The 13972-nt window shown below is 53.5% G+C and carries 5 protein-coding genes; 3 read left to right on the forward strand and 2 right to left on the reverse strand.

Translation table 11 applies throughout. The annotated features are described in order from the left end of the window. Window positions 1–95: 95 nt before the first annotated feature. The gene (locus ACX9GT_RS20180; RefSeq protein ID WP_473188415.1) at window positions 96–5156 is read left to right on the forward strand and encodes an Ig-like domain-containing protein; all 5061 of its coding nucleotides are present in this window, start codon (window positions 96–98) and stop codon (window positions 5154–5156) included. Between the two features lie 47 nt (window positions 5157–5203). On the opposite strand, the gene ACX9GT_RS20185 is transcribed toward ACX9GT_RS20180, so the two are convergent. After that, window positions 5204–8644, reverse strand: coding sequence for an ATP-binding protein (locus ACX9GT_RS20185; protein ID WP_473188416.1), 3441 nt, complete (start codon window positions 8642–8644; stop codon window positions 5204–5206). 200 nt (window positions 8645–8844) lie between these two features. Then, complete coding sequence (locus ACX9GT_RS20190) at window positions 8845–11517, reverse strand: ATP-binding protein (RefSeq protein WP_473188417.1); 2673 nt, start codon at window positions 11515–11517, stop codon at window positions 8845–8847. Between the two features lie 898 nt (window positions 11518–12415). On the opposite strand from ACX9GT_RS20190, the gene ACX9GT_RS20195 reads away from it, so the two are divergent. Then, entirely contained in the window at window positions 12416–13060 is a 645-nt protein-coding gene (locus ACX9GT_RS20195; protein WP_473188418.1) for a response regulator, read from the forward strand. Between the two features lie 339 nt (window positions 13061–13399). Further along, window positions 13400–13924: an NlpC/P60 family protein gene (locus ACX9GT_RS20200; protein ID WP_473188419.1), complete on the forward strand. Its 525-nt coding sequence runs from the start codon at window positions 13400–13402 to the stop codon at window positions 13922–13924. Window positions 13925–13972: the final 48 nt, after the last annotated feature.

A 13972-nucleotide genomic window follows, 5' to 3' on the forward strand; every position in this document is an offset into this window, starting at 1 on the left:
ACTACCGTTAAAAAAATAACTGTAAAGCAACCTATCGCTTGTGCTTATTTTTCTTAGAACTCCCTCATTAATTACCTGATGATCTCTCTATTTAAATGAAAAATATTATTGACAATTATCTCCGTTTTTCAGTCATTACTGAAGAATCATTAACACAGACCTATGTGCTGGATGCGTCTTTGGACATGCCGACACAGCAGATCCCGTACACGCCAGGCAACACTTACCTGCTGCAAGAGTTTGAACAGGCTTCAATTGAAGATATGCTCGTTGCCACACGTTCAGGTGAAGACTTGCTTATCGCTTTCCGCAACCAGGAACACGACCAGCCAGCGCTGAATATCAAAAACTTCTTTACTCATAACGGTCAGTTGCATGTGATGACACAGGACGGCGAGTTTATCCGTAGCCTGTCTGCACAGGATAACCCACAGCAAGGCCCGGTAAACTTCGATGCTCAATCGTTGGGTGTTATCGAACAGCAACCACAGCAACGGGCGCTGGGCATGCTGCATGAGGTGACATTCTCTGATACCGATACCCCGCAGGCTCCGGTCACCGAACCGGCTGCACCCCAGTTGATGATGGCGGCGTTGCTAACGGATGAAGCGCCTAAAATCACCAACGCCCTCGATCAGATCGGTACCCGCCAAGGTTCAATGAAGTCGGGCAACGTGACAGATGACCAATGGGCAGTGATAGAGGGAACAGGCAAACCGGGCGCTACGCTCGATATTATTGATAACGGTCAGGTCATTGGCAGCGTAAGCGTTGACACCAATGGTCATTGGAGCTTCGCGCCTGAAGAAAAACTCAGCGAAAGCGGGCACGTCTTTACCGCACGCGACACCAGCAGCGGCGCGTCTTCCGATAACTTTGTACTGATCGTCGACTCTGTCGCCCCTTCACGGGCAGTGATTGACAGCATCATCAACGACCGCGACGGCAACACCCCGATCCAGAACAATGGCTATACCAGCGACAATACTCCGGTCATCAAAGGCCATGCCGAAGCGTTAAGCATGGTCGCCATCTACAGCGGCAAGACCATGCTGGGTACCGCCTTTGCCGACGCCACCGGTGCCTGGGAGTTCTCTTCCGCCTTTACCTTCCCAGACGGGGTGTACAGCATCACCGCCAAGTCCATCGACTTTTCCGGCAACACCGGTCTGGCATCCACCACTTACAAAATCACCATCGACACCATCCCTCCTGCGGTGCCCACCATCCTGCAGGCGTTTGACGATGCAGGCGCGCAGCAGGGCAATCTGGCGTCAGGTGCCCTGACCGACGACCGCACCCCAACGCTCTCCGGCAAGGCCGAGGCGGGTGTGACGGTATTTGTCTACGACAACGGTAAACTGCTCGGCACCACCAATGCCGGTGCGCAAGGAACATGGTCGTTTACACCGTCTTCAGATCTGACCGACGGCGAACACCTGTTCACCACCACCGCGCGCGATCCGGCGGGCAACCTCAGCACCGAAAGCGATGCCTTCACCCTGCAACTGGGGGAAGACCGCACTACCACGCCAACCATTGACAGCGTGACCGATGATGTGGGCTCCATTCAAGGGGCACTGTTCAGCGGGGCACAGACCGACGATGCCACCCCCACCTTGCGTGGCAAGGCACAGCCCGGCGACAAGGTGCAGATTTTTGACAACAATACGCCGATCGGTGAAACCGAAGCTGGTGCCGATGGTAGCTGGAGCTTTACACCTACATTCGATCTGACCGAAGGCGCACACAGCTTCCAGGTGCAGGCGCTCAACGCCAACCAATCCCCCAGTGAACTCTCTCCGGCGTTCGATCTGGTGCTGGATCTGACCGCACCGGATGCATCAAACCTGCGCATTACCGGCGTTTACGATGATGTAGGTGATATCACGGGCAACATCGTCCCTGGCAGCCGTACCGATGACCGCAACCCGAGCCTCAGCGGCACCGGCCCAGCGGGCGAAACCGTGATTATCTATAACACCGATGCCACCGGCCAGCATGAAATCGGCCGTGTGAAAGTCGGCAACAACGGCACCTGGTTCCTGGAAGTCAATGAAACCTTGAGCTATGGCGCAAATACCTTTACCGCCGTGGCCGTTGATACGGCGGGCAACACCACGCCACACAGCCCAGGCTACAAGATCACCGTAACCACCAACGATACGGTAGGCGGCTACGACCTCGGTAGTAACCAGAGTTCGGGTGGATCGATCAATACCACGGTGTTGGGCAATCAGAACAACCCACAGGTGACCAAACTGGCCAACGGCAATCTGGTGATGGTGTGGCAACAGGACGTTGGCGGTGGTTATGATGTGATGATGCAGTTGATGGACTCAACCGGCACCCACAAGATCGGCCGAGAGCAGTTTGTCAACCAGCGGAATCTCAATGACCAGGACAGCCCGGAGGTAGTAGCACTGGCCGATGGTGGTTTCCTGGTGGTGTTCGAGTCCTATCAGAGCGGTTCGCTGGACAACAACGGAGACGGGGTCTTCGCCCGTAGATACGGTGCCGATGGATCTGCCCAGACCGATGAATTCCTGGTCAACCAGACGATAGTTGGTGCCCAGCGCTCGCCAAGTGCATTAGGCCTACCCGATGGTGGCTACATTGTTTCCTGGTTCAGCGAGCAGAGCGGCTATTCGATCGTACAACGCATCTATGGTGCTGATAACAAACCTGTGGGTAATGAGTTTGTCATCAAAACAGGAGGTGCCTCTTTCCAGTACGGTGGCCCAGAAATGAGGCTGTTCGAAGACGGACCGCATGAAGGCTGGTACTTGACCGTCTGGTCTGGTGGTGACGGCCAAGGCGACGGCGTGCTGGGGCAACTGCGAAAAATTGACGGCTCCGTCGCTGGCCCGGTCATGACGCTGAACACTACGCGGGATGCAGACCAGCACTTCCCAGATGCCATCGTGCTCAAGGATGGCAGCTTTGTGGTGTTCTGGGATACCAACGACAGCAAGGCGATTGGCAGCGATATCCGCGCCGCGCACTACACCTTTGATCCGGTGACGGGAACTCCTACCATGCTCGGTAACGGTGACTATATCGTCAACGACTATCGCGCGGGCAAGCAGTATAAGCCGGTGGGCGTGGCGCTGGACGACGGCGGCTATGTGTTGATCTGGGGTTCTGACGGCGGCGATGGGGATGGTTCTGCCATCTATGCTCAGCGTTTTGATGCCAACAGCAACAAGATCGGCCATGAACTCCTGGTCAACCCCACCACCTGGGGCAACCAGGGCTCTGGTTGGGATGATGTCAACTTGAACCATATCCTTGCCGCTACGTTGATGGAAGATGGTAACCTTTTCGTTACCTGGCACAGTGACAAAATCGACCCGAATGGTTATGGGATCGAAGGGGTCGTTGTTGATATTGATGCCGCTTTCTACTCGGAGTTTATCGTCAACACCACGACAAACGGAGACCAAAATAATTCCGTCACCACCAAACTGCCAGGCGGCGGATTTATGGTGGTCTGGGAATCCTGGCAAAATGGTAACGCTGACGTGATGGCTCAGGTCTTTGATGACAGAGGTATGTCCGTCGGTAAAGAATTTACGGTTAATACCTTAACCGCTGACTATCAAGGCAGACCCAGTGCCACGACCCTCAGTGATGGTAGCGTGATCATCGCCTGGCACAGCTATGAGAATAGTCATGATGTGATACGGACACAGCGTTATGAGGGGAATGCGAGCTCTGGCTTAACGCCAATCGGCAGCAACTCACTCGTTAGCGTTGATAGCAGCACCCATAACCGTGTCGTCACCACTGTTGCACTTGATGATGGCGGTTACATGCTGACCTGGATCAAATCATCGGGTGGTCAATGGTCAATCATGGCACGTCAGTATGACAAGAACGGCACACCAACTACCCCTGACGATATGCTGGTAGCCAAATCCAACTTTACAGCAGAGGCACCTTTAACCTGGCATATGAGTACCGTCGAAACATTAGCGGATGGGCGCGTGGTGTTTTCTTATGCCAAACAGCAATCAGGTTTTGATATCGCCTTCAAGATCTATGATCCACAGAGTAAAATTTTTGGGCCAGAAGTCATCACTAACCAGACAGTTTCTGGCGATCAGACCGCTCCTGGCGTCGCCAAACTGAGTAATGGCAACTTTGTGGTGACCTGGGATTCCAACAACCATGATGGCCCAGACCAAAGTGGCTGGGGAATGTGGGCGCGTATCTATTCACCGGACGGCACAGCCGTGGGTAATGAGTTCCTCGTCAATAGCTTCACACCGGGCGACCAGAAAAACGGCTATGCTATTGCACGCCCTGGCGGCGGCTTTATCGTCATCTACGAGTCAGCGGCGGATACTGCCCCTGGCGCAGGTACACTCGGTATCTACGCACAGTTCTTTGACGATGCAGGGCACCGTATAGGACAAGAGCTAGAGATTAACCAACTGGTGACGGGTGATCAAAAAAAACCCGATGTGGCTTTCCTTGACGATGGCCGTCTGTTCGTCACCTGGACCGATTACGGCGTGGGTGATGGTAACGGTGCGGCGATCAAAGGGCGCATCATTGACCTCGACAGCTCTCTGGGCCTGGGTTCAGCGGTGGACGTTGGGGCCGGTAACAATGGGGCAGCAGCCCTTATGCTGGCTGACAACGCAGAGCACGGTAGCCTGTGGATGCTGTTTGACGATGGGTCTACCTCCGGCCTGCTGCTGAGCGGTGAGTCACTGTCGGCGGTGCGCGGCGGTGCGGGTGATGATGTAATTGGTATTTCCAATACCTCATTTGCTTCTATCCACGGCGGTGACGGCATCGATACCCTGTTGCTGGACGGCAAAAACATGGCATTGGATCTCGACGCACTGATCGGCCGCATCACCGGCATTGAGAAGATCGATCTCGGCCAGGGCAACGCCAACAGCCTGAGCCTGAGCGCCTCTGCGCTCGAAGGGATGGGGCAGAGCAATATGGTGATGGCCGACGGCAAGAACCAGTTGGTGATCAACGGCGACGGCTCGAACGCGCTGCAACTGCTGGATACGCAATCCGAGTCGTGGGCGGAAGCGGGTCAGGCTGAAATTGGTGGCGTGGTTTACCACACCTACGTTGCAGGTGCGACGGAGCTGTTGGTCGAGCAGAATATCCACGTGACCGTCATGTAATACCACAAGGGTTATCCTCCAACGGGGATAACCCTTTTTTTACCCGCTTACCGGCGCTCAGCTAGCGCAGTCAGTAACTGATTTCCCAACCGCGTAATTTCTGCCACCACTTTTTCTTCAGAACAAAGTGATGCCAAGGTAATAATGCGAGCGATCAACGCCTCGGTTTCCGTATGCTTCCCTGAGGCTACAGCTTCTAAAGCCTGGCAGAATAATGTCAACGCCTGACTGGCTGATTTAACCCCGGAGTTTCTCACCAGACTATCCACATCAGACGCTTGTCTGACCCATTCATTCATCTCAAAAACACCGAACGCACCGCTAAGGGAATGCAGTTCACGCAAAATAACCGTGGCATCTTCTGTCACACAGGCTTGTTTGATCGCGGCAAGTGAATCAGCACAGCTTTTCTCAAAAAGACGTTGGACATCCTCAGGCAGAGCCTTGCCATTCAGCAACCCGGATGACACCACCTCTCCCTTAGGCTGAATCTGCACATCATGATAGACGGCATCCAGGCCACACACCGTCAGCAACATCTCTTTCAACTCGTCCAATAACAGCGGTTTGGTCAATACACGTACTATTCCTGCCGCCTCACATTCGTCATACTCCTGCTGGGTGGCGTTGGCCGTCACCGCCACCACCGGCATCAAAGGCCATGCCACTCGCACCCGCCGCGCCAGCGTATAACCATCCATGCCCGGCATCGATAAATCCGTCAGCAGAATATCAAACCGCTCCCGCTCCAGGCAGGCCAAGGCCTGTTCTCCCTCCTCCACCAGGCTCACCGCGCAGCCCAGCAGCTTCAACTGCTCCTCGAGCAGGCGCCGGTTAACCGGGTTATCCTCCGCCACCAACACCCGTAGCGCACCAGGTAGCGCCGCCTCCCCCTGCTCACGCGTCGGCAGACGTTCACCCTGCAAAGTGTACCGCAAGGCGCAGGCCAACCCTTTCAATCCGTATACCGACGTACTTAATACCCGACCGGTGGCCGCCGGTATCTCCGCACCGTCGCTGCTGCACTCAACCACCCAGGCCGCCTCTTCCACCAAGCGATTCTCATCCTCGGGATGCCAGGTGGCTCTGTCGCCCCACAGCACCAACGTCCCTAGTGAGTCTAACGTCGCGTCATCAATCTGGGTCGGATGCTGGTAGACATCCACCGTCAGCCCCCACGCCGTCAATACCTTGCTCAGATACGCCCGAGCTTCCGGCATCGCCGCCAGTACGCAAACCCGTTCACCGTGAAACAGCGGACGCTCCGTCGCTCCCACGTCCTGAGAGAGCGGCAACGACAGTTGAAACACACTGCCTTTACCCGGCTCGCTGGTCATCGACAGCTCGCCCCCCATCGCCTGCGCCAGCCGCGTGCACAGCGCCAGCCCCAGGCCTGTACCGCCATAGCGCCGGTTGATGGTTTCATCCGCCTGCCTGAACGCGCGGAACACCCGTTCCTGCTGTGACAAAGACATGCCGATCCCCGTATCCTCTACGTCAATCTTGATTAACGAGGCAGGCTCATCGACGCCGATCCGCAGCAATACCTGCCCTTGCTCGGTAAACTTCAGCGCATTCGACAGCAGGTTGTTGAGCACCTGCCCCAGACAGGTTGGGTCACCGCGCATCGGCTGGCTGACCGTTTCCCCTAATTCCCCCACCAGTGCCAGCCCCTTGGCCTGCGCCACCGGGGCAAAGATAGCTAACGCGTTGGCCGCCACCGCCAGCACGTCAAACTCGATATGTTCCAGGTACAGTTCACCCGCCTCAATCTTGGAAAAATCCAGTACGTCACTGATGGTGGCCAGCAGGCTGTCTGACGCCTGGCGGATGGTGTGCAGGCGTTCACGCTGCCCGTCATGCGCCGAGTGGGCCAGCAGTTCAAGGTTGCCAAGGATGGCGTTGAGGGGGGTGCGGATCTCATGGCTCATCGCCGCCAGGAAGGAGGATTTGGCGGCACTGGCCCTGTCGGCTGCTTCTCTGGCCGCCGTCAACTGCTGCTCCAGTTGTTTTTGGTTGCTGATGTCAATAAAGGCCACCACCAGCGCATCCTCGCCCCGATAGCGCACCGGGGCCATGCTGACCGACAGGATGACCGGCTTGCCACTGTGCGTGTCGAACGTCAGTTCCTGGTACAGTTGCTCACCTTGCGGCAGCGTCTGCTGGCGATAACAACGGGCCAGTTCGGCAGGCAGGCTGCTGCCTGCGGTATGGAGCCGCCCTTGCATCTGCAACATCGCCGGGCTGCGCAACAGCGGTTCACCATTGGCCAGCGCCAACAGCCCCAGCCCCAGCGGAGCGGTTTCAATCAGGGTGCGGCTCAGTTGTTCGCTTTCAAAAACCTGTTCAGACTGCCGCACTGCGGGGGCCAAAACGCGCCGTTTAACCAGCAGCAGTAAAAACCAGGTTATCAGGATAATGAGGACTGCGGATAAAGCAGACACCAGGATTTGCTGTTTGGTACCCGCAACAATCTCCCCCCATGAGAGGGAATAAACCAGTACCCAACCGCTTTGCCCCAGCTTCCAACCATTGAGGAACTGCCCATCCTGATAGAAACTTCTGTGATTCTCGCCGAGCCCTTGTTTCTGCCCCTGCTGTGCCAAGTTAAGCAGCTTTCCTGCGGAAAGATTGTTACACGGCAACATTAACCGTCCATTTCGATCCAGGAGCAAACAGTTGCCGCCAAAACTGGATGCAGGGAGTAAGGTGGATAATGACTCAACGGGCAGTTCAAAAACCATCACACCGAACCGCACGTCTTCAGCCCCCCATATCGTTGTAGCAACACGGAATACGGGTTGACCACTTAGCCGGCTTTCATAAGAGGGTAGCCAATGCAAAACCGGTTTTACTGTACGATGCACTTCGTTATTGGCAGCGATCACCTGCTCTATCGGGGAGCTTAACTGTTCCATAAGCCCTGAACCCCATTGATACTGTAACTTACGCCAGGTGCTGTCTGTCCACGGCGCTACCGTGGCTAACAAAAAGTTTCTGTCCGCGCTGTACAGATAAACACTCAGTTTACCCTCATTGCGTTCTTTGACTTTGGAAACAATCGGGGACATTTGTTGTGCCAGGGAAATATAAGGCCAGGCATATTCCAAATGCTGTATCGATTTATTCGCCATAACAAGAACGGGTTGATAGCCAGGCGCCGCCTGTATGAGTGAACTGGCACCACTCGCCCAAAATCGCTGTAGAAACACAGAGTCTAGCGGTGCCTGGGAATTCAAAGCCAGTTCGATATTCTGCACACCATTGCGGATCGTGGTGGCAGTACGATTTTCCAGAGCCGATAATTGAGCAACATCAAGCGAGATTTCATCGTGCACCCTGGCCTGGTAGCCTCGGATACTCGCCCAAATCTCCAACCCACTGGCAAGCAATACGGTCAGGGTGAGCACCAGACCGCCACCGTTGATTAACAGGTAATGATGGCGGCGTAAGCGCCCTAATACGCCATCTTTATGACGATTTATCATAGGCAGGAGACTCTCACGTTTATTCGAAATACCTCATTGGTGACATCAATAAGGCAGAGAGCAGACTTGTTCATCCAGAGATTCCACTTGAAGTATGATGAATACCCCCCAAGCCCACTCAAAATGATTATGGTGCAGTAATAAACAATTGCCAGTGTCACCCCTTCTCCGATTTATTTACCTCATATCACTGCCGTGTTTCAGGATGCCGGTAGATGCGATGCCGATTGACGACGGAGAAATAACTCACGCTGGAGCATGTGCAGAAATGGCTCCAAGCGTTCTTCAGCATCGGATGCGCCCGATTTGAGATGTAACTCAATCTCCGCCAGTTTTTTTTCAGCGTCAGAAAAGTGATATACGCCCAGTGCCCCACGGAGCAGGTGTAATTCACGCAAAATCTCTGCCACGTTCCCAATACGTTGAGCCTGGCGAATTTTCTGACAAGACGATAAGCAGAGGCGCTCAAAACTATCCCAGATATCCTCTGGTAATGAATGGTCACCTAATAATGCATTGTGTTGCCCTCCCGCCTGTATCGCTGGCTTTGTCTCGGCCATCTCCAGACCACACACCGTCAGCAACATCTCTTTCAACTCGTCCAATAACAGCGGTTTGGTCAATACACGTACTATTCCTGCTGCCTCACATTCGTCATACTCCTGCTGGGTGGCGTTGGCCGTCACCGCCACCACCGGCATCAAAGGCCATGCCACTCGCACCCGCCGCGCCAGCGTATAACCATCCATGCCCGGCATCGATAAATCCGTCAGCAGAATATCAAACCGCTCCCGCTCCAGGCAGGCCAAGGCCTGTTCTCCCTCCTCCACCAGGCTCACCGCGCAGCCCAGCAGCTTCAACTGCTCCTCGAGCAGGCGCCGGTTAACCGGGTTATCCTCCGCCACCAACACCCGTAGCGCACCGGGCAGCGCCGCCTCCCCCTGCTCACGCGTCGGCAGACGTTCACCCTGCAAAGTGTACCGCAAGGCGCAGGCCAACCCTTTCAATCCGTATACCGACGTGCTTAATACCCGACCGGTGGCCGCCGGTATCTCCGCACCGTCGCTGCTGCACTCAACCACCCAAGCTGCCTCTTCCACCAGACGGTTCTCGTCATCCGGGTGCCAGGTGGCTCTGTCGCCCCACAGCACCAATGTCCCTAGTGAGTCTAAGGTCGCGTCATCAATCTGGGTCGGATGCTGGTAGACATCCACCGTCAGCCCCCACGCCGTCAATACCTTGCTCAGATACGCCCGAGCGCCCGGCATCGCCGCCAGTACGCAAACCCGCTCACCGTGAAACAGCGGACGCTCCGCCTCCCCCACGTCCTGAGAGAGCGGCAACGACAGTTGAAACACACTGCCTTTACCCGGCTCGCTGGTCATCGACAGCTCGCCCCCCATCGCCTGCGCCAGCCGCGTGCACAGCGCCAACCCCAGGCCTGTACCGCCATAGCGCCGGTTGATGGTTTCATCCGCCTGCCTGAACGCGCGGAACACCCGTTCCTGCTGTGACAAAGACATGCCGATCCCCGTATCCTCTACGTCAATCTTGATTAACGAGGCAGGCTCATCGACGCCGATCCGCAGCAATACCTGCCCTTGCTCGGTAAACTTCAGCGCATTCGACAGCAGGTTGTTGAGCACCTGCCCCAGACAGGTTGGGTCACCGCGCATCGGCTGGCTGACCGTTTCCCCTAATTCCCCCACCAGTGCCAGCCCCTTGGCCTGCGCCACCGGGGCAAAGATAGCTAACGCGTTGGCCGCCACCGCCAGCACGTCAAACTCGATATGTTCCAGGTACAGTTCACCCGCCTCAATCTTGGAAAAATCCAGTACGTCACTGATGGTGGCCAGCAGGCTGTCTGACGCCTGGCGGATGGTGTGCAGGCGTTCACGCTGCCCGTCATGCGCCGAGTGGGCCAGCAGTTCAAGGTTGCCAAGGATGGCGTTGAGGGGGGTGCGGATCTCATGGCTCATCGCCGCCAGGAAGGAGGATTTGGCGGCACTGGCCCTGTCGGCTGCTTCTCTGGCCGCCGTCAACTGCTGCTCCAGTTGTTTTTGGTTGCTGATGTCAATAAAGGCCACCACCAGCGCATCCTCGCCCCGATAGCGCACCGGGGCCATGCTGACCGACAGGATGACCGGCTTGCCACTGTGCGTGTCGAACGTCAGTTCCTGGTACAGTTGCTCACCTTGCGGCAGCGTCTGCTGGCGATAACAACGGGCCAGTTCGGCAGGCAGGCTGCTGCCTGCGGTATGGAGCCGCCCTTGCATCTGCAACATCGCCGGGCTGCGCAACAGCGGTTCACCATTGGCCAGCGCCAACAGCCCCAGCCCCAGCGGAGCGGTTTCAATCAGGGTGCGGCTCAGTTGTTCGCTTTCAAAAACCTGCTGGGATTGCCTGATTACCGGACGGAAAATGTAGAATTTAAAATAGATCAGAAAACACCAGACAAACAGCAGCGTTCCAAGGGTAATAAGCGCATCGCCCCTCACCTCAAAAGCAACAACTGCCGCGATCTCGCGCCATGAACAGTGAAATACCAGAAACCAATCGCTCTCCCCCAAAGTTGCAACGAAAACAATCCCCCTTTCCTGATACTGAGTTGCGAGCTTCTCTCCATTATGCAGAACCGATTGCCCCGCTCCCCATCGCTTGGTATCCGGTTGCGCAGCATACTCGCTGATGATATCCCCTTGTTTTGACAAAAGCGTATAACTACCCAGTTGAGCTTCCTGAGTATGAATTGACACCCGCGTCGGGGGGGCAAACTCCATCACAAGAGTCGCAAACGGTACTCTATCCAGCAGGAGCGGTGCAGCAAGACGCAGCACTTTTTTACCCGAATAGGGGTTTATATAGGGAGGCATCCAATATAAGCGGTTTAAACCCTGATGATTTGTTATCTGCCCAGACAAGAATATATTTTTATCCACATCTTGCGTCAGCAAATTCAGATAATACTTTCGCTCTGATTGAATCTGTTCACGCGCGGCTGAATCAGGGGCAGGGATAATACCTATTATTCTGTGTCCCATGCTGTATAAATAGCTGGATAGAATATCTTCTTCCGTCATCATGCGTTCTGCACGCAGAACTCTTGCGATATACGCAGTCAATTCAAAAAAATGTCTGGCAAACTTTTCATTCGCGGTGAAATCTTCAGGACTATAGATCCATTGTGAAGCCGTGTCGGGGGTCGACGCTAAAAGCACCTGTTGATGGCTTAGGCGGTATTGGGGCAGATAGGCTTTATCGAGATGAATATCCTCTTTCAATATCATTTCCGCACCGATCAGTATCGTGCGGAAAACACTTTCTCGTTCGACAATCTCCTTATCTAACAAGGCAGACTCAGACATAAAGTTTTGATGCAACGTCTCAATATGGTTGAGTACTTTGATTTTGACGCCCATAAAAAAAGCTAAAAAAAGCATAAGGGTGATAAAAGTACCGCAGCCAAAAACCAACCAGCGCTGGTAGTAACGAAAGCGAATAAGTGATTTAGTTTGGGGAGTTAACACAACAGCATAAACGAACCAAAAAGCAGTTCAACCTCATAAAAAAACGCTATCATGAAGCATATGAAAAAGATCAGAAATAGCAGATCAACAAAAGCGAACTAGTCTTAGCATAATCAAAGAAATAACAGACAAGAACGAGGGTTATCGGCAAAACCCTGCCAAGTGACGAAGAAAAGTCTATGCTAGTAATACGCACTTCATCATCAAACCAGTACAGTGATCCCATAAAGGATGTAGCCAAAACATGAAAATTCGCCTGTTGCTCGCTGATGATCACCCTGCGTTACTGGCAGGGTTAATGCATGAACTGGTTAAACTCCCAACCTTGGAGATCTTAGGTACGGCGTTGGACTCTGATACGCTAGTTGAGCTGTTACACAAAACAGAATGCGATGTGTTAGTAACAGATTACGTTATGCCGGGAGGTAAATACGGTGATGGCATTGGCCTGTTGTCCCATATCCGGCGTGTAAAGCCACAATTGAAAATCGTGGTTTTCACCACCTTGGAAAACCAGGCGCTAACTCAGGAGCTGGCTAAGCTTGGGGTAAACGGTGTGTTAGGAAAAACACAGCATACCAGCCAGTTAATCTCGGCGATCCATGCGGTTTATGCCGGTTCGAACTATTTTCCGACTAAGGATCTGATAACAGGCCATAGCGGAATTATGCAAAATCCCGTTCCACACCTAGCCTTGACAAAACGCGAAATGGAAGTGATCCGTCTTTATGTTTCAGGCCTGTCAGTGAATGAAATTGCCTCTCAGTTACATCGCACCAAGCAAACTATTAGCTCGCAGAAAGCCAGTGCCATGCGCAAGTTAGGAATATCGCGTGATGCAGATCTATTCCGCTTTGCCTTTGAATCAGGCATTACGCCAAGCCAATAATTCAGACTCGCAGGCCCGAGAATAGACTCAAGTAAATCATCAAGTCTTCCAACATAGACCGCAATCTGGAATGTCAAAACCAGCGCCTCGCCGCATGGTTGATAAACATCTTGCCTAGCACATCATCTTATTTCGACTTTAGCCGAGAACGAAAAGGCTACTCTTCGATATATGACAGAGACAGTAAAAATAATAAAAAAAATCTGACATGACAGAATATTCAATTAGCAATCACGCATTGGTTTATTTTTGCACCAACATTATGTAACGTTTATCCACTCATCAGGATTCCTAACAGGAGTTCACTCTAGAAACAGTTATTTGAATTTAGTTATAGTTATGTCGAACATTTTCATTCCGTTTATTTTTGTTTTAACCGCATTATCCGTTTTTTCTGCCATGGCAAGTACCAGCACTAAGCAGGCTTTTTTTAACTCATCGTTTGTCAGCGAAAAGTCCTCTGATAAATCAAGGTACAGCGACACACAAAGACTTAAAAAAATCCTGGATCATTATGAGGAATGGGAAGGCGTACGCTACAAATTCGGTGGCAACTCACGCAAAGGGATTGATTGCTCTGCCTATATGCAGCGCGTTTTTAAAGATGGATTTTCTTTCAGTCTGCCTAGAACCTCACACGAGCAGATCAAGTTAGGCTCACGCGTTACCAAGGACGAGCTCACTGCTGGCGACTTGGTTTTTTTTAAAACCTCGGCACGAGAGCGTCACGTTGGCGTATATGTCGGAGATGGCAAGTTTCTCCATGCCTCTAGCAAAGTAGGCGTCACGGTTTCAGAACTGGACAATCAATACTGGAAGACAAAGTACGATCAAGCGCGACGCATCAATCACACCGAAACTTAATAAGTTCATCCACCCTACTAAGACAACATCATCCATGATGGCATGAAT

This window comes from Serratia sp. YWN4 (genome assembly GCF_055790845.1).

Excerpts from the sequence above, each read along its gene's own strand:
- ACX9GT_RS20180 (WP_473188415.1), top strand. The coding sequence starts at position 96 with ATGAAAAATATTATTGACAATTATCTCCGTTTTTCAGTCATTACTGAA.
- ACX9GT_RS20185 (WP_473188416.1), bottom strand. The coding sequence starts at position 8,644 with ATGATAAATCGTCATAAAGATGGCGTATTAGGGCGCTTACGCCGCCAT.
- ACX9GT_RS20190 (WP_473188417.1), bottom strand. The coding sequence starts at position 11,517 with ATGCCTCCCTATATAAACCCCTATTCGGGTAAAAAAGTGCTGCGTCTT.
- ACX9GT_RS20195 (WP_473188418.1), top strand. The coding sequence starts at position 12,416 with ATGAAAATTCGCCTGTTGCTCGCTGATGATCACCCTGCGTTACTGGCA.
- ACX9GT_RS20200 (WP_473188419.1), top strand. The coding sequence starts at position 13,400 with ATGTCGAACATTTTCATTCCGTTTATTTTTGTTTTAACCGCATTATCC.